The organism is Streptomyces sp. NBC_01591 (assembly GCF_035918155.1).
GTDB lineage: Bacteria > Actinomycetota > Actinomycetes > Streptomycetales > Streptomycetaceae > Streptomyces.
Map to the genome: position 1 here is coordinate 213564 of NZ_CP109328.1, position 17253 is coordinate 230816.

A 17253-nucleotide genomic window follows, 5' to 3' on the forward strand; every position below is an offset into this window, starting at 1 on the left:
ACTGGGAGAACCGCCAATGCGCGAATCTGTGTCGGCCGACACGGCAGACTTCAGTAGCGCACGGAAGATTTCAGTCGGTCCTTCAGTACCGCACCGAACGCTTCAGTACGCAGACGCGTTGAGCAGGGCGCCCTGGACGTACAGTCCGTGGCTCAGAGGGAGAGACAGTGAGGACCGACAATCAATCAGCCTGGGGGTGGAATGGGTAACAGAGATCCGTTCGATGGGGTGCCCTACGACAGAGTGTCCCTTGGCCGACGCATTGTTGAGCGCCCTGACGTCACCTTCCGCCCCGTCCGCAACGGGATCGACTACCTTCTGAGCGCAGTGGAGCACTTGACGGCCCGCAGGCATCGCGACCTCTTTCCTGCCGACCGCGACCTCAAGTACGGAGTCCTGCACCTCCACGCCGCCACAGAGATCCTGCTCAAGGCGCGGCTTGAGGTAGAACACTGGAGCCTCGTCTTCGCCGACCCCGGGAAGGCGACCCTCGCCAACTTTCAGGCCGGCAGCTTCAACAGCACGACGGTGGACGGCGCCATCGCCCGGCTGCGCGACATCGCGCAGGTCGAGATCAGCGACAAGACCCGACAGGCGATCAAGCGGTTGGGGGATACACGCAACGCGTTCACGCACTACGGCCACTCCGTGCCCGCGCTCGTGGTGGAATCCCGTTCGGCCGAAGTGCTGGCCTTCTTGATCGAGTTCATTGAGGAGGAGCTGCACGTTCCTACCAATGACTTCGACGAGGAGTTCGACACCTCCATGCGGCGCATCCGGGCCGTCCTGGGCAACATCGATTCCCTTGTCGCAGATCGCATGCGGGACGTCGACGCGGAGCTCAAGGGCGAACTTCTAGAAAACACCATTATGTGCCCGGCCTGTCGGCAGTTCGCTGTACTCGTAGGCAGTCAACCGCAGTGCCGCTTCTGCCTGCAAGCCTGGACGCCCCGAGACCTGGCCTCTGAGTACGTCGTGCTGGTCACAGGCCCAGACGACGGACAAGTCATCCCGTGCGAGGACTGTGCGTCGGGAGAACGGGGGGTGGGCGACGAGCGCACGCTGGTCTTCCACGTGGCCACCGCGGACAACCCGCAGGATGACGGGAAAGCGCTGTGCTTCAAGTGCGGCACCAAGTACATGAGGCGCGAGAGGGTCGTCTACGACCATGCCAGCGACGCCTTTGCGGAGCATGCCCCGACCGAACGAACCCCCGATGAGCAGCACTGACCGGCCTACCCAGGCCACGCGTCCGGCGAGTCTGCGGTGCGCACTGTCAGATCTGCACGCTGAAGTCTTTCGTACGCCCGACCGCCCGCCAGTCACCGCACGGAAGATTTCAGTGCCCAGGCCAGGGCACCGGCGACTGAAATCTGTGATGAGGACCGACAATCTGCACGCCCGCGGGCCGGATTCGCAGGACGAGATCACGGCCGCCATGTGCGTCGGCGGACCGACGCCGACGCAGGCGTGCTGCCTTCGCGCTGGGACTCGTGCCAGCGCAGCCGCTCCCGCCGAAGACGGCGCCGCAGCCTCTCTCGCCTGATTCGCTTGCCGCACGCGCTGCCTGCGACCAGGAGCAGCAGCAACGCCAGCAGGGCGGCCATGACCGCCTGGGCCGTGCAGGCTATAGGCAGATCAGCCCAGGACAAGCCGTAGGCGATCACTGCCGAACATGCCGACCCCGTGCTCAGCACCAGCACGTACCGGCCCGTCGGATCAGGCACCGACTGCCCCTGGGCGGCCCACTGCTTGAGGCCTTCCACGAACCAGAAGCCGACCAACCCCAGGGCTCCGAGCGCTGACAGCAGCACGGCCAAGCCTAGGTCCGCAAGGAACTCCATGTTCGCCATGCTCTGGCAGGCGGCCAGCAGCCCGCCAGAGTACGGCTACTCAGGTACTCAGTTTGCAGGGCTTCACCAGAAGGTGCTGCACCATCCGGAGAACCACTAGCCCCGTATTTCGCGGGTCGCTGATTCGGCTGGAGAGCGGGGCCGGGCAGTGTCCGGCACGGGCCTGTCAACGTTCGATCGGGTGTGTCGATGACTTCCCGGTCCCCGCGGCCACGAACGGAACGCCCCCGTATGGAGTGCGTGATCGAGTCCGTGGTGACCAAGCGTTTGGGCGCTCTGCCCGTCGCTGCCGAGTTTCTGCGCCGGCTGGATGTCAAGGGCCGGAAGCCCCCCGCTTCCGCTGGACGCTCGCCCGGTGAGGGGTACGCGGCCGCGCCGGGGGATGACCACGGGGAGTCGTCGCCCTGCGCGCGGCTGCGGGAGCTCGATGAGAACTGCACGATGCGGCGATGAGTTTTCCCGGCCCGGCCGGTCTACGGTTCGTCAGGTGATCAGAAAGTGCGAAGCAGGAGGAGCGACATGAGCCAGTTGCTGCGGGTCCAGAACTTCACCGTCTCGAGCGACGGGTTCGGCGCCGGCGAGGGCCAGAGCCTCGAGAAGCCGTTCGGCCATGCCGATCCGGGGAACTTGCTCGCCTGGGCCTTTGCCACCGACCACCCACCCATCAACCGCTCCGAACCCGGTGGCCGAGGTCTGGACGACTACTTCACGCGGGACTACGCCCGCAACATCGGCGCCGAGATCATGGGCCGCAACAAGTTCGGGCCGCAGCGCGGGCCCTGGCAGGACCACGAGTGGCAGGGATGGTGGGGTGACGAGCCCCCGTTCCACACGCCGGTGTTCGTCATGACGCACCACAAGCGCCCGTCGTTCACGCTCTCCGACACCACGTTCCACTTCGTCGACGGCGACCCGGCCGCGGTGCTCGCCCAGGCGAAGGAGGCAGCGCAGGGCCAGGACGTCCGGCTTGGCGGTGGGGCCACGATCATCCGGCAGTTCCTCGAGGCCGACCTCCTCGACACCTTGCATGTGGCGGTCGCGCCGACGAAGCTCGGCTCCGGGGCCCGGCTGTGGGAGTCCCCTGATGAGCTGCTCGACCGGTTCCACCAGGACGTCGTGCCCAGCCCGAGCGGCGTGACGCACCACCTGTTCTGGCGGAAGTGAGGCCGGACCAGCCGGCCGGCGCGGGCTCCGTCACCGGCGCCCGCGGCATGGCCGCTGCCCAGCGGCGTCCTAGCCTCGCATTTCGCGGGTCGCTGCGGGTGCTGTTCAGGTCTGCAGCCAGCGTGGGCGTCGCACGTCGAGTCCCAGCAGATCGAGGAGGTCGACCTGGACGACCTGGCTGAGGATGATGGTGGGCGGGTCGGTGGCTCCGCGGATGCGTAGCTGGAGCTCACCGAGGTGATGCAGGATCATCCGGCCCGTGGGCCGCACTCGGCGGCGGCCCGGGTAGATCCCTGGCATCGTGCCGTCTCCATCGCGTTCCAGCGCCTGCCGTACCTGCCGCTCGATCAGGCAGAACACCAGCAGGGCCAGGCAGATCACCTGGACGAGGGCGGCGACGCGCCGGTTGTGCTGGACGAACACCGGGGTGACCGCCAGCGTCCCCTTGAAGTCGCCGTAGCGGCGCTCGGCGTCGCCCTGTCCTTTATAGTCCAGCAGGACTTGGGCGGGGGTGGCCTGCTCGACCGGGCGGGAGGCGATCAGCGCGTACCAGCCGTCGGCCGCCGCCTGCACGGCCAGCACCTGCTCGTCGAAGTGCCAGGCCAGGGTCGGCCGGCCCTCCTCGTCGGTGCCGATCTCGGTGCGTAGGCAGGAGGCGACCCTGCGGGTCTTGGCGATTACCCCGACCCGGGCGGCGAGCTTCTCAGCCGTGTTGTAGTAGCGGCCACTGGCCCCGCGCTGCACCTTCTCCAGTTCGGCTGTGGCCTTGGCCAGCCGCTTGGTGCGCGCTTGGCGCTGGCCGGCGGCGTTACCGGTGGAATGCACCAGGATCCGGCGCACCTGTAGCACCGGATCGCGCTTGCGGGGCCCGGGGATGCGCTGGATGTCCTGAAGGACGCGGTAGTGCCCGCGCTGCTCGGGCGGCAGGTGCTCCTCCCGCTCGGCGGTGTAGTCCACCGGCGCGGCCTGCTGGAGGTCCAGGCCGGCCCAGAACTCGTCGCTGATCTTGGACGCCGGTACCGGCGCGATGAAGTCCACCTCGGCGGCCAGCAGCGCACCGATGTTGCCCCAGGAGTACAGCTTGGAGTCCGCGACCATCAGCAGGCGTCGCTCGCCGGCGAGTGCCTTGAGGGCCTGTATCGCGCCGACGACCTGGGAGACCTCCCCGGCGCCGCCGGAAAGGACGCGGGAGAAGACCGGGACGCCGCCGTCGGCGGCCACCCCGATGCCGGCCTGGACCTGCTTCAAGTCCACCCGCCGGTCCTTGGGATGCCCGAACTTGACCATCGGGTAGTCCTCGTCCTGCCCGGCCTCGGGGTAGGCGCCGTGCACGGACATGCTCGTCATATCCCAGTGGATGCGGGCCACATCGATGCCGAAGCCGGCGATCGCGGCCGCCCCGACGCTGCCGGCAAGCCGGTCCAGGTGCGGAGCGATGGCGTCCAGAGCACGCGCCAGGCGGTCGTCACCCAGCAGGTCGGCCTCGACGCCGAAGACCTCCTCCACCGCCCAGCTGCGGGCCCAGTCCCCGACCCTGAACAGCGGCGCCGGAGCGGTCAGCCGGTTGGCCACCAGCACCTCGATCACCTGGCCGTGCGTCAGCTCCGCCCGGGGATCGGGCGGGCAAAGGGCATCGACGATCCCCGCAACGTCCAGCCGGCGCAGAAACTCGGCAGCGACGGGCAGAGCGCCCAAACGCTTGGTCACCACGGACTCGATCACGCACTCCATACGGGGGCGTTCCGTTCGTGGCCGCGGGGACCGGGAAGTCATCGACACACCCGATCGAACGTTGACAGGCCCGTGCCGGACACTGCCCGGCCCCGCTCTCCAGCCGAATCAGCGACCCGCGAAATACGGGACTAGCCGCCTTCGCCTACGACCTTCGGCAGCTCGGCGAGGGCAAGATCCCCATACCGGTCATTGCTGAGCGCAGCTCCGTTTCCCGGGCGGCCCTCTACGCGGCCATCTCAGGAACACGGCTTCCGTCCAGCAAGACAGTTGCCACGCTCGTCAAGTGGTGGGCAGGGGATCCGTCTGCCGAGTTCAAAACGGATGAGGGCCATCTCGCGGACCCTGTGTGGGGCTGGACCGTCCTTCTCCCACGGGACCACCCGTCACGGAAGACGATCTCGAACTGGGAGCGGCGCTATCGGAACCTGGTCAAGGAGCTTGACGAGGGACGGGTCCATAAACCGGCCGCTGCCCCCGTGAGAATCGCTGTCCCTCCGGAGCAGCAGAAGTTCATCGACGAGCTGCAGAAGCTCATCGACTCAACAGACCTGCAAGACAGCCGCTGGCTGCTCTTCGGCGAGCTGAACCGCAAAGTCACCAGCTACCTTGCTGGCAACTGTCTTCCCGAGAACAGAAACATCTCCCGAATCGTCGTGACTTGCCTTGAGACCCAGGGTTCGAACTTGACCCTGACGACCCGAACGATGATGAGGAGTGGGCCTTGGCGTTCGAGACGATAGATGACCTCAAAGAGCTGGTCGCTGAAGCTCGTGTTGCCCGGGCCCGGGAACGACGAAAGGCTCGCGGAGGATGATGTCTTGATCCCCTCACTCAACTCGTCGACATCGCCGTCCGTGGCGTTACCCATCTGCCGTGCTCGACCGGATTGGATCGTTCGGCAGGACCTCACAGGCGCAAGAGGAAGACAAGCGCGCCCGCCTGACGGCCTGTCGGCCGAACGCGAACCGCCCCGGGCTTTGGGGAGACCCGGGGCGGCTAACAGGCGCTCAGAGCGGCCTACAGGGCCGTTCTAGGCGGCGAAGCCGATGTTGGTGACGTACTCGTACTGGCCCCACTGGGATCCCAGGTCGACGATGACGTCTTCCCAGGAGTCGTCCAGGCCCTGCTGGTCACCGGCCGCCCAGGCTTCGACGATGCGGTCCCAGCGGCGGACGTTCATCGCGCGGTACTCCACCATCCGCTGGAGCGGGCGCGGCACCTGTGACTGGTTCAGCGGGTGGATCTCCACCCGCGTCCCGCCGTTGGCGTTCAGGCGGCGGAGGAGGTGTCGGGCGACGTTCTGGCGGCGAACCTGGCGGTAGGCGGCGTCGATGCGTTCCAGGTTGGCGTTCGACGGCCGGCGCTTCTCCTCCAGCCACGCCTTCAGCGTCCGGTCGGTCACCGTGAGCCCGGCGTCCCTGGCCGCCTGGCGGCTGTGGTCGGTCCGGGTCAGGTAGTGCAGGCGCGCCATCAGGCCGCGCTTCACGGTCACCGGGGTGACGATGCCGTCGGCCAGCTCGTCGAGCTTGCGTGCGACAGCGTCACTGCCCTTGATGCCCCGGGCGCCGAACTTCCCGAAGTCGATGGTCCTCTCCGGCATCTACTCCTCCTCGTCGTGCGAACTGGTTACTCGTCAGCGGATCCCCTGTACGCCTCTCTGAGCGGCGAACACGGGCCACCCCGGACCAGGGGCCCGGAGTGGTTGATCGTCAGCGAGAGGCATCCCCAAGCCGCTTGAGGGGTGTTGGGGGCCTGTAGGTTCTCACTTTCGGTGTCAGGCGCCGACGCTGTGACCTGGACGTTCCCCTTCAGTCTCACGACGTGTCGGCAGGCGGCTGTCTCAGATCGGTGTCATTTCCTCAGACTGTCCAGCAGGCTGCAACGCTGCCCGGGGCTTCACGAACCTGCATCGGTAGCCATCCGTTCCACCCACTCACGCACGGACACTGCTCGCTCGATGCGGCTGACGATGTCCTTCTTGGACGCCGTGTCCAAGGTCTCCGGGATCTTGTCGAAGGTGTCGGGAAGGACGTCGAGCAGACCCAAGATCTGTTCGCCGGTGCTGACGGTCAACAGTTGCTGGCACCTCCACTGCAGCGGCATCTCGGGGCGATGCGTGAGCCGCTGCACGAGCGTCGGGAACAGGTAGTGCGTCCCCTCCGCGGCGAGGTGCTCTCGGAGCCAGTCGACCGGGAGACGCTGGCTGAAGCTGTGCATGGCGGCCTCCTGGGCCAGGTCCAGGAGGCCAGCAGTATCGACGGCTCGGACGGTGCGGGGAAGGGTCGGGGTCATGTCGCGATGATGCCAAGGACCCTGTGCGGCGCCGAGAGGTCAGCTGGGCTGAGATGCGATCTGCTGACGGGCACGACCCCAGACTTCCTCGAACTCCTCAGGTGAGTTGTTCGGGGTCGTGGCCTTCCCACTCGGCAAGGGAGGCAGCAGCGATCGGGGTCAGCTCAGGCCCTTCGAGTTCGACCTGCCGGATCACCCAGCCTTCGGCGTTGACCTCGAAGTAGAACCAGGTGTCTTCCTCGTCCCAGTAACAGCGCATCCACGTCTTCACGAGCCCATGATGGCGGCGGTCTGCGCCCCAGCCGCTGCGGTGTGATTCCTGTGGTTGGTCATCTGGACTACTGGGATGCTCTTGCTGTGACCACCACGACGAGCAAACTGCAGACCGACGCCGGATGGGACGGCCCCTACTACCGTGTCCTCGCCGAAGGGTTCGAGGCGCTGTTCCTCCCGAGCCCTGACGAGGTGCTCGATGAGGTCTGCAATGTGGATGTCGAGGTTCACCTCCCCGATGGCTCTCGCTGGAGTGCGACGATCTTCACCCTCGCCGAGGTGGACCGGCTGATGAGGAAGTGGGAGGGGGTCGGAGAAGCGGCAGGGGGCCGGTGCTTCTGGTGCTCGGACGGGCTGATCGTTCGAGACCCTGGCATCCAAGGCATCGTGGGCGTGATCGCCAAGCTGCTTGCGTCGGGAGAGTTCGACGGAGCCTTTCATCGCCTTTCCGACCCGGAGTGAACTTCGAATTTCATGACCCTGCACCATCTTGAGACGTTCGAATCGCTCTGAGCACCCTCCTCCCCAAGGGGGTCAGTGTCATGGGCCGGCCGCGTTCGGCTCTGACCAGCAGCGGTCCGCCGAGCTCTCGTTCGATCCGGTTGATCTGCGCGACGAGGGTGAACGTGTTGAGACCGAGGCCGCTCGCCGCCGCGCCGAGGCTGGGAAAGGCGGATGCAGCCGCGAATCGGCTCAAGCGTTCACTGGCACCCTGACCGCTCAGTGCTGGCCGGAGGACGCGCGGCGCTCGATGGGCCTGGTCGGCAGCGCGAAGTGCCTGGCTGTGGCTGGCTCCTCCGCGTGATCGCAGCGGGACGTTGTGGCTCTTGGCCCAGCGCGCCATGTTCGCGGTGCTCATGCCGGTTTCACGGGCGAGGTCCGGCAGGGTTCGGCGGCGGTGGACGTACTGCTCGATGAGCCAGTCCCGTTCGATGGTGCCGCGGCGCTTGCAGTCCTGTGGGCCCTCGCGGAGCGGGATGCCGTACTCCTTGGCGAGGCCGGTCAGCACTCTGCGGGAGAAGCCGGTGAGGGTGGCGATCTGCTGGAGGGACCGGTGTTCGTCGAGGTAGAGCCGGATGAAGCTCTCTGCCGGGATGGCTTGCCGGGCTTGCTGCCGGATGCGGCCGGTGGCTCTGGCGGTGTTCTTCGTCAGCGGAGGTGCGGGGACTGGGTGCTCGTCAAGGACATGACGGATGGCCTCGACGGTCGTGCCCAGGACCTGGGCGGCGTGCTGAACGGGGTGCTGGCGTTCTCGGACGAGCTGGTGCAGGCGGGGTAGGTCGACGTGCGCCGGGTCGGCGCCGGGAAAGGAGAGCCCTGCCAGCAAGGTGGTGGGAGGCTGCCAGGTCAAGGGTTCGTCGTGGATGTGGTGTGAGGCCAGGAAGTTGAGGGCTTCCTGCTGGAGGGCGTGCGCGAGTTCGGGGGTCTGAAGCGCCGTGAACCGCAAGGACGTCGCCCCCGACTGTTTTCGCCGGGCAGTTTTGGGGTCTGGCCCAAGTTGTGTGGTCCGACTACTCGTTGTAGTTGTTGATCTTTGCGGCGAGGGTTCGGAAGTCGCCTGGGTTTCGCTCCTCGTCGTGTGGCTGATGTGCTCGACATTCGATCGCTGTGAACGAAGATCCGTCTCCGGTACAAGAGCTGTTGTTCCCGTCGAACACGAAGGCCGTGATCACGTCCGTCAGGATGGATGGGGAAGCGATACGCATCGAGGCACGGTGCACCGCAAGTGGCGCTTGTTGCCCGGCCTGCGGGGACTGGTCGGCTCAGATCCACGGCTCCTACCTGCGCTTCCCGGCGGATCTGGCCTGTGCCGGACGGCCTTGTGTACTGGCACTGCGGGTCCGCCGGTTCGTCTGCACGACGCCGAGCTGTCCGCGGCGCACGTTTGTCGAGCAGGTTCCGGGGTTGACCAGGCGCCACGGCCGGACCACCGAGCGTCTGCGGGTGACGATGAGCAAGGTCGGCCTGGCGCTGGCAGGGCGGGCTGGCGCCCGCCTCGCTGGACACCTGGGCATCGTGACCAGCCGCAATACGTTGCTGCGGCGGGTGATGGACCTACCCGACCCGGCCGCGACGGAGCCTCGCGCCGTCGGCGTGGACGACTTCGCACTCCGACGTGGCCACGTCTACGGAACGGTCGTGATCGACGCCGAAACCCATCAGGTCCTTGATCTGCTGCCCGAGCGCGACGCCGCGACTCTCGCCCAGTGGCTCGCGGCCCGACCGGCAATCGAGGTCATCTGCCGCGACCGCGCCGGGGCCTACGCCGAGGCCGCCGACACTGCCGCACCCCAGGCACTCCAGGTCGCCGACCGGTTCCAGTGCGCCATGAGGCGCCTTGTTGTATTCCCGACCCAGTCGGGAGGAATTTGGAGGGAGATTCTTTGGCCTGATGGCTAACCCAATCCGGAAACGGTGATGGGGAAAATAGCATGCCAGGAAATCGACGGCCGGGCTCAGGCAGTAGAGACGGGGCGTCGAGGGGCCCGCGTGACATGGTGAAAGCTGGATTGCCTGAATCCTAATCTCCAGAAGATCGAAGGTCAGATCCGTCGGAAAGCTGTCTGCCACCGACGCCGCACCCTGCGACGGCTTTATGGAATGGCCGATGCAACCTCCGGAGTGCGGAGCGATGCCCAATGAGGGCATTGAAGGAGATGAGTGGGGCACCTACATCACGCTAGGACGTACTACAAGGACGAACATGGGATCGCCTACGGGAAGAGATCTCCCTACGGCGACGGAGGCCCCGTAGTAGTCGCCGGAGTCACGACCGGTCAAGGAGGACGGGAAAGCCGTCTACATCGGGCGAAGGGGGCCAGGTGATCGGACATCACAGAGTCGGGAGGTATGCGAAATGCAGAGTGCCGAAACGGTGCTGGGTGTCCTCCGTGAACGCGGCAGGCGTGGCCTGCCGTGCAATGAACTATATCGACAACTCTTCAACCCGCAGTTGTATCTGCTGGCCTACGGGCGTCTTTACTCCAACAAGGGAGCGATGACGCCCGGGGTCTCCGGGGAGACCGTGGACGGCATGTCGCTGGGCAAGATCGAGCACGTCATCGACGCGCTGCGCCACGAACGCTATCGGTGGAGCCCAGCCCGCGGGGTCTACATCCCGAAGGGGCGGGGCAGTTCGAAGCTGCGACCGCTCGGCCTGCCTCCCTGGAGCGACAAACTTGTCGGCGAGGTGATCCGCTTGCTGCTTGAGGCGTATTACGAGCCGACATTCTCTGATTCCTCCCACGGTTTCCGTCCCCGCCGGGGCTGCCACACCGCGCTGCGCGATGTGGTCAATACCTGGACGGGGACAGTCTGGTTTATCGAGGGTGACATCGCTCAGTGCTTTGATCGGCTCGACCATGAGGTCATGCTACGAATCCTGGGTGAGAAGATCCGCGATAACCGATTCCTGCGGCTGATGCGGAACATGCTCAAAGCCGGATACATGGAGGATTGGGTCTGGAATGCAACGCACAGCGGAAGCCCGCAAGGCGGAGTCGTTTCACCGATCCTTTCCAATATCTACCTGCACAAGATGGACGAGTACGTCGAGAACGTTCTGATCCCTGAATACACCCGAGGACGAGTCAGGAAGCAGAGTCGCGATTTCCATAAGGTCTGGTACGCGATTCAGTGCGCTCGCAAGCGAGATGACCGTACTGCGGTGCGGGGACTTCGCAAGCAACTCCACAGCATGCCGAGCGGGGATCCTTACGACCCCGGATACCGGCGGCTGAGGTACGTGCGCTACGCGGACGACACGCTACTCGGGTTTGCCGGACCAAAGGAAGAAGCAGAGGAAATCAGAGAGCGACTGGCACAATTCCTTCGTGAAGAACTCAAGTTGGATATGTCGCCGGAGAAAACGCTGATCACACACGCCCGTACCCAGGCGGCGAGGTTCCTCGGCTACGACATCACCGTGCTGCACAACGACCGGAAGATCTCCGGCAGACGCCGATCTGTCAATGGGACCATCCGCTTGCGTGTCCCTCGTTCGGTGGTAGTTGCCAAGCAGACCCAGTACATGAAGCGCGGCAAACCCGCGCGACGGCCCGAACTGCTGAACCAGGACGACCACATCATCCTCAGCACTTATGGGTCGGAGTACCGCGGCATCGTCCAGTACTACCTGCTGGCCGGCGACGTCTTTCGACTTGCCCGGCTGCAATGGGTCATGGAGACCTCGATGCTGATGACGCTCGCCAACAAGCACCGCTCGTCGGTGTCGAAGATGGCCCGCAAGTACGCGGTCACCATCGAGACCCCGCACGGGCTGCGCAAGTGCTTCGAGGCCCGCGTTGAACGCACCGGCAGGAAGCCGCTGGTCGGACGGTTCGGCGGGATCCCGCTGAGACAGAACAAGAAGACGGTCATTACTGACCGTCAGCTGGCCCCGGTCAATACCAAACGCAAGGAGCTGGTCACTCGACTCCTCGCCGGGCGGTGCGAGTCATGCGGACGCGTCGACGAGGTGGAAGTCCACCACGTTGCCAAGCTCGCTGACCTCGGACGATCGGGAAACCGGCCACCGTGGGCAGATCTCATGGCCGCGCGGAAGCGCAAGACTCTTGTGGTCTGCGGTAGTTGTCACGCGGACATCCACGGCAGGAGTCCTGTCCCAGCACACACGGAGTAGTCACTGGAGAGCCGGGTGCGGTGACAAGCCGCATGCCCGGTTCGGGCTGGGGGCCGTTGGAAAAGGACCTGCTCAGCAGGCACCTCGCCGACGGCCCACCAGTACTCTGTGGCAGAACCTCGCCTCTGCCGTCGAGAAAACCGTGGCCGCACACCGCTCCCGCCTGCGTGACCTGCCGCTGCCGGACCTGGATCCGGAGCCGGTCTGGGAGACGCCGGCCGCGGCGGCCCCCGAGCGCAGCGACGACGAAACGGACCCATCACCGGGCAAGTTCGCAGACCGGGCCCGTGTTCATCATGCCCTCGTCCACGAACTCCTCGCCCAAGGCATGAGTCTGCGCGGGATTGCGCAGCATCTGGGCTGGGGCCGTCACACGGTGCAGCGGTACGCACGCGCCGCTTGCTGGCAGGACATGGTCAAAGGCCGCAAACGGAAGCTCCCGAGCAAGCTCGATCCGTTCAAGCCCTACCTGGCCGAACGCTGGGCCGAGACCGGCGGAAAAGTGACTGTCCTCGCCCTCTTCCGGGAGATCACCGCCCGAGGCTTCCGCGGCCACTACTCGATCGTCTGCGACTGGATCCGGCGCGATCTGCCCCAGCGGGAAGGCTTCACACCGGCTCCGCCACCACCGTCGGTGCGACAGGTGACCGGCTGGCTCACCCGGCACCCGGCCACCCTGACCGAAGACGAGAAACTGCACCGCAAGGCCGTCCTCGACCGCTGCCCGGAACTCGCCTCCGCCGCAGAACTGACCAGCTCGTTCGCGGAAATGCTCACCACACTCGACGGACTGCGCCTTCCCGAGTGGATCACTGCGGCAGTGACATCGGGCCTGCCGGGCATCAGCACCTTCGCGGCCGGATTGGAAGGCGACTTCGACGCGGTGACCGGCGGGCTGACCACCGACTGGAACTCCGGCCCGGTTGAAGGAGCAGTCAACCGGATCAAGATGCTCAAACGGCAGATGTTCGGCCGTGCTGGCTTGCCTTGTTGAGAAAGAGAGTCCTGCTGTCGTGACTCATGCGGAACATCAGCAAGCGGGCAGGTTGACCGGACGGTCCACGGCATACACCGTCACTGGGCTGCCCTGCAGACGGTCCTCTCGACGCGGCGCGAACCCCAGGCGCTCGGCCACCCTCACTGACGCCTCGTTGCCCGGCCGCATGAGAGCCGTGAAGTAGTCGTCGTCAAGCGTGGCGAACCCCCAGTTCAGACACGCTTGAGCGGCCTCGGTCGCATACCCGTACCCCCAGTGATCCGCTCGAAGGGTCCACCCCAGCTCCACCTCGTTGAACTGCTCCCAGTACTGCAGACCGCTTCGACCGATGAACTCCCCGCTCGACTTCACCTCGATCGCGCACAGGCCATGGCCTCGCTCAGCCCACTGCCGCTCGATCGCAGTGAGGCGTTCCAGCGCTTGTTGACGCGAGAAAGACCCGACGAAGCGGTTGACCTGCGGGTCGGCATGGAGCTCGACGAAGAAATCAACGTCAGACACATGCAGAGGTCGTAGAAGCAGTCGTTCAGTCTCGATCATGCGTCCGAGCATAAATCTCGCCGCCAACCGAGCCCCGGTAGTCACTGCAACGTCACCCAGCGTTGCACGCACCACAAGAAGTGGACCAGAGCCCAGTTTTGGCCCCACTAGAACGAGTTGCTTTGGCCCCACTTTTGACCCATGTGGGTGATGGGTTCGGGAGGGTTCCAAGAGGAACGGATTGTGTTCTGGCCCCACTCTCGATCGGGTGACGTTTCGTGGGTGTCCTGGGACGGAGGCGGTCAGGTGCAGATGGGGGGCCGCGGCGGCCGGTAGCGTGTGCTCCACGGAGCCCGCCCGGCTGCTTCCCCTGACAGGAATGCGGACGGGCGGGCGCCTTGTTGGCGCCCGCCCGTGGGCAAGGGGCTCGCAGGATTGCCAGCGGAGGGCGCTGCCTGCCCGGCCTTGGGGACCAATCGCGCAGCGGATGGCGTTAAGCCCTACCTCCGCAGGTCACGGGCTTCTGGCGGCGGTCCTCAGAACTGCCTCGCAAAACTTAACGGTTGTGAGAGAGGTTCCGCGAGAGCTGACCTGGGCGAACTGCCCGGGGGCCCACCTCCCAGTACGCCTCTCACATCTCCTCGTTTATGAGAACGGCCGCGCGCGACATCCGCGGCCCGAAGCTGCCCGGTGCGTCTGAGCTCATGCCGCGGCGGCGGCGCGGCGCAGCGTGAACCAGAAAGTCGGGACCGGGTTCGTGCCGGGCGTCACGTCGGCCAGCTGCCACCCAGCGAACCTGGCGCTGAGTTCGTCCGCAGTGACGCCGGACCACGAGTCGTCAAACGCCCCGGGCCCGTACCCGAACATCAGCAATCGTGCACCGGGGGCGGCACGCTTGGTGAGGCCGGCGGCGTAGGCGTCGCGGCGATGCGGTGGAATCCCGCAGTAGCAGCTCAGGTCGAAGAACAGGTCGTACGGGCCGGGCACACCCACCTCGTCGAGTCGGGTGGCGTCCCCGCACAGCACCGTGACGTCCGCTCCGGCCGCGTCGGCCTTCTCCCTCGCACGCCGGACCGCGCGATCGACCAGGTCGACGGCCGTCACCCGCCAGCCGTGCCGGGCCAGGTACACCGCGTTGGTCCCGGTGCCGCAGCCGAGTTCGAGCACCCGGCCCGCCATCAGCGCGCCGGGCCCCTCTATCAGGGCCACCAGCTCGGGCGGCGTGATGCCGCTGTCCCACGGCGGCTTGCCGTCCCGGTAGAAGTCCTCCAACACGCGGCGCACAGACGCCTCTTGGTCGAGCTCTGCAGCTGTCCGAGTTTCACGCATCGCTACCCCTCCAAGAAATTAGAGTTCATCTCTAATGTCTGGCTCTAGAGATAGACTCCCGGCATGGATGCAGTCAAGGGATCCGACGGACAGAACGTCAAGCGCCCCGACAAGCGGGCCGAGCGCTCGCGGCGTACCCGCGAGAAGATCGTTGCGGCGGCGCGGGAGCTGTTCGTCGCACAGGGGTACGGCGCGACAAGCCTTCAGGAGATTGCGGATCGCGCGGGTGTGGCCGTCCAAACCGTGTACTTCGTGTTCCGCAACAAGCGCGCGCTGTTCAAGGACGTCGTCGACACGTCCATCGCGGGCGACGCCGAACCGGTCGCCACGATGGACCGCGACTGGTTCCGCGCCGCGTGCGCCGAGCCCACCGCGGCCGGGCAACTGCGCGCCCACGTACGGGGTGTACGCGACATCCTCGGCCGTGTCGCCCCGATCATGCCGTTGATCGCGGCTGCCGCAGCCACGGACCCGGAGATCGCCGCGCAGTGGCCCGCCGGCCCCGACCCGCGCTATACCGTTCAGCACGCCGCAGCGAAGGCCCTGACCTCCAAGCCTGACGCCCGCCCCGACGTCGACACCGCCCGCGCCGCCGACCTGCTGTACGGGCTTCTCAGCCCGGAGCTGTACCTGATCTTTGTCCGCAACCGGGGCTGGTCCCCCGACGCCTGGGAGGAGTGGGCCTGCGCGGCCCTGATTGCCCACCTCTGCACTGACCACGAGTAGGCCGCCGACCCTTCGGCGGCTGCCGCCGAAGCAAAGTCTGCGACCGGCTGCGGCTGCGGAGACTGACCGGGACGCTCACTCCGCTGCACCGTCGTCATCGTCGAGCGCCGCGGCGTCCGGGTTGCGGCAGCGGCCGTAGGCCGCCGGCCGGGGTGAAGGCGGTGAAGCTGTAGCGGCCCAGCACCCCGCAGCAGGCCGATCACCTGCACTAGAAGACCTTGATCAAATGCCTAGCGCCAACGGCTGTACCGCTGGTCCCCAGCCCGACGGTGATCTGACGTCAGTGTAATTCGTGCTGCAGGTGGGCAAGGTGCCTTCGGGTTCCTGCAATGGCCGAGGCCCGGGGACTGGGACGTGTGAGCCATTGCCCCGGGCCGCCGGAGTCAGGCTGCTGCCGCCTTGCGCTTGGCGGTGGTGCTGGCGAGGCGGAACGACTGGGTGCCGGTCTCGATGATGTGGGCCTCGAAGGTGAGGCGGTCGACGATGGCCTGGCAGAGCCGCTTGTCGGTGAAGGTCTGGTCCCACTCGGTGAACGGCCGGTTCGACGCAATCGCGATCGCGTGCCGTTCCTCGCGCTCGGTGAAGATCTGGAACAGCAACTCGGCGCCGTGCCGGTCGAGCTTGACGTAGCCGAGCTCGTCCAGGCAGTGCAGGTCGACACGGCCGTATTTCTTGATGGTGCGGCCGAGTTGCTTGTCGCTGGCGGCCTCGGCCAGCTCGTTCACCAGGTTCGCCGCGGTGGTGTAGCGGACGCGGCCGCCAGCCTCGGCGATCGCGGTACCCAGTCCGATCAGCAGGTGCGACTTGCCGGTGCCGGAGTCACCGATCAGGCAGAGCGGGTTGCCGGCTTGGACCCAGGCCAGCTGGGTGAGGGTGTTGATCACCTCTTGCGGGACGTTGGCATTCTTCGAGAAGTCGAAGTGGCTTCGTTGATCTCTAGGAACAGCGTTTGTCGACTGGTTTCGGAGTCACTTGCTGATCAGTGGGGCCGTGCATGTCGACGAGAAGTGACGGCACAACTGGCTCAGTCCCGGAGACCCACCTTTCGGGCAAGTAGCCGGCGGGCGTGCCTCCGGGGCTCGGCGGCTGATTTCCGCCAGCACGTCGCCTTCTGCATTCCTACGCTGCGGCCATGTCATACCGCTTCGCTGGCATCATCGACCGCTATCTACTCTCCGGTTCCGAGTTCACCCACAGGCTGCGCGCGGTACGGGACGAGCAGTGGACGGCACCCACCCCCTGCGCAGAGTGGGACGTACGCCACCTCGTCAACCACATGACCCGGGGAAACCTCAACTACGTCTCTCTGCTGGATGGTGACTCGGCCGCCGACTTCCTCCGGCTCCGGGACGAGGACGCTCTGGGCAGCGATCCGGTGGGTGCCTACATCCGGTCGGTGCGGGAGTGCGCCGAGGCGTTCCGGAGGCCGGGCGTCCTCCAGCAGACTCTCGACTACCCTCTCGGCCCGGTGACCGGAGAACAGGCCCTCGCAGTCCGCACCACGGACGCGACCATTCACACCTGGGACCTGGCCCGAGCCGTCAACGCTCCCGAGAAGCTCGATCCGGAGCTCGTCACCTGGATCGAAGAGCACCTCGCCGAAATTTACGCCGGCTTGGCGGAGTCACCCGTCTCCGCCGACACCACCCACCGCTTCTTCGCCGCGCCAGGGGCTCCACCCGTGGCCGGGGAGGCCCGCCAAGCCCGGTTGCTGCGTCTGTTCGGCCGCTGAGCGAAGGGCAAGGCGAGCTCGACCTTCGACA

Annotated in this window: 16 protein-coding genes and 2 pseudogenes; 8 read left to right on the forward strand and 10 right to left on the reverse strand. The window is 66.2% G+C overall.

Annotation, left to right across the window (positions count from 1 at the left end):
• The first annotated feature begins 228 nt into the window (after positions 1-228).
• Complete coding sequence (locus OG978_RS41890; protein WP_326770346.1) at positions 229-1230, forward strand: hypothetical protein; 1002 nt, start codon at positions 229-231, stop codon at positions 1228-1230.
• Between the two features lie 197 nt (positions 1231-1427).
• On the opposite strand, the gene OG978_RS41895 is transcribed toward OG978_RS41890, so the two are convergent.
• Positions 1428-1844, reverse strand: coding sequence for a DUF6234 family protein (locus tag OG978_RS41895; protein WP_326770347.1), 417 nt, complete (start codon positions 1842-1844; stop codon positions 1428-1430).
• A gap of 528 nt (positions 1845-2372) precedes the next feature.
• Between OG978_RS41895 and OG978_RS41900 the strand changes: the two genes are divergently transcribed.
• A complete protein-coding gene (locus OG978_RS41900) occupies positions 2373-3017 on the forward strand; it encodes a dihydrofolate reductase family protein (protein ID WP_326770348.1) in 645 nt (214 codons plus the stop codon).
• 105 nt (positions 3018-3122) lie between these two features.
• On the opposite strand, the gene OG978_RS41905 is transcribed toward OG978_RS41900, so the two are convergent.
• The 5 genes and pseudogenes from OG978_RS41905 to OG978_RS41925 all read right to left on the reverse strand — a co-directional run bounded on the left by OG978_RS41905 (position 3123) and on the right by OG978_RS41925 (position 7302).
• Positions 3123-4739: an IS1634 family transposase gene (locus tag OG978_RS41905; protein ID WP_326770349.1), complete on the reverse strand. Its 1617-nt coding sequence runs from the start codon at positions 4737-4739 to the stop codon at positions 3123-3125.
• Positions 4740-5352: 613 nt separating this feature from the next.
• Positions 5353-5619: a hypothetical protein gene (locus OG978_RS41910; RefSeq protein WP_326770350.1), complete on the reverse strand. Its 267-nt coding sequence runs from the start codon at positions 5617-5619 to the stop codon at positions 5353-5355.
• Positions 5620-5781: 162 nt separating this feature from the next.
• On the reverse strand, positions 5782-6351 hold the full coding sequence (locus tag OG978_RS41915) for a transcriptional regulator (protein WP_326770351.1): 570 nt from the start codon (positions 6349-6351) through the stop codon (positions 5782-5784).
• A gap of 296 nt (positions 6352-6647) precedes the next feature.
• Positions 6648-7043, reverse strand: coding sequence for a hypothetical protein (locus OG978_RS41920; protein WP_326770352.1), 396 nt, complete (start codon positions 7041-7043; stop codon positions 6648-6650).
• Positions 7044-7082: 39 nt separating this feature from the next.
• A pseudogene (locus OG978_RS41925) lies at positions 7083-7302 on the reverse strand (hypothetical protein).
• A 98-nt stretch (positions 7303-7400) separates the two neighbouring features.
• Here OG978_RS41925 and OG978_RS41930 point away from each other — a divergent pair.
• Positions 7401-7778, forward strand: coding sequence for a hypothetical protein (locus tag OG978_RS41930; protein WP_326770353.1), 378 nt, complete (start codon positions 7401-7403; stop codon positions 7776-7778).
• 10 nt (positions 7779-7788) lie between these two features.
• On the opposite strand, the gene OG978_RS41935 is transcribed toward OG978_RS41930, so the two are convergent.
• Positions 7789-8763, reverse strand: a complete 975-nt coding sequence (locus tag OG978_RS41935) for a LysR family transcriptional regulator (protein ID WP_326770354.1) — start codon at positions 8761-8763, stop codon at positions 7789-7791.
• Between the two features lie 161 nt (positions 8764-8924).
• Here OG978_RS41935 and OG978_RS41940 point away from each other — a divergent pair, with 161 nt between their 5' ends.
• The 3 genes from OG978_RS41940 (at position 8925) to OG978_RS41950 (ending at position 12952) form a co-directional block, all read left to right on the forward strand.
• Positions 8925-9716 carry an ISL3 family transposase gene (locus tag OG978_RS41940; protein WP_326770355.1) on the forward strand — a complete coding sequence of 264 codons (792 nt, stop codon included), beginning with the start codon at positions 8925-8927 and terminating at the stop codon, positions 9714-9716.
• A 457-nt stretch (positions 9717-10173) separates the two neighbouring features.
• Positions 10174-11958 (forward strand): reverse transcriptase/maturase family protein, encoded by a 1785-nt coding sequence (locus tag OG978_RS41945; RefSeq protein ID WP_326770356.1) that lies wholly within the window; start codon positions 10174-10176, stop codon positions 11956-11958.
• Positions 11959-12100: 142 nt separating this feature from the next.
• Entirely contained in the window at positions 12101-12952 is an 852-nt protein-coding gene (locus OG978_RS41950; protein ID WP_326770357.1) for a transposase, read from the forward strand.
• Between the two features lie 36 nt (positions 12953-12988).
• Here OG978_RS41950 and OG978_RS41955 read toward each other — a convergent pair whose 3' ends face one another.
• On the reverse strand, positions 12989-13495 hold the full coding sequence (locus tag OG978_RS41955) for a GNAT family N-acetyltransferase (protein ID WP_326770358.1): 507 nt from the start codon (positions 13493-13495) through the stop codon (positions 12989-12991).
• Between the two features lie 642 nt (positions 13496-14137).
• Entirely contained in the window at positions 14138-14719 is a 582-nt protein-coding gene (locus OG978_RS41960; RefSeq protein WP_326770359.1) for a class I SAM-dependent methyltransferase, read from the reverse strand.
• A 108-nt stretch (positions 14720-14827) separates the two neighbouring features.
• Between OG978_RS41960 and OG978_RS41965 the strand changes: the two genes are divergently transcribed.
• The gene (locus OG978_RS41965) at positions 14828-15490 is read left to right on the forward strand and encodes a TetR/AcrR family transcriptional regulator (protein WP_326770360.1); all 663 of its coding nucleotides are present in this window, start codon (positions 14828-14830) and stop codon (positions 15488-15490) included.
• Positions 15491-15873: 383 nt separating this feature from the next.
• Here OG978_RS41965 and OG978_RS41970 read toward each other — a convergent pair.
• Positions 15874-16431, reverse strand: a pseudogene (locus OG978_RS41970) (ATP-binding protein); the annotation flags it as partial.
• A gap of 191 nt (positions 16432-16622) precedes the next feature.
• Here OG978_RS41970 and OG978_RS41975 point away from each other — a divergent pair.
• The gene (locus tag OG978_RS41975) at positions 16623-17222 is read left to right on the forward strand and encodes a TIGR03086 family metal-binding protein (protein WP_326770361.1); all 600 of its coding nucleotides are present in this window, start codon (positions 16623-16625) and stop codon (positions 17220-17222) included.
• Positions 17223-17253 lie beyond the last annotated feature (31 nt).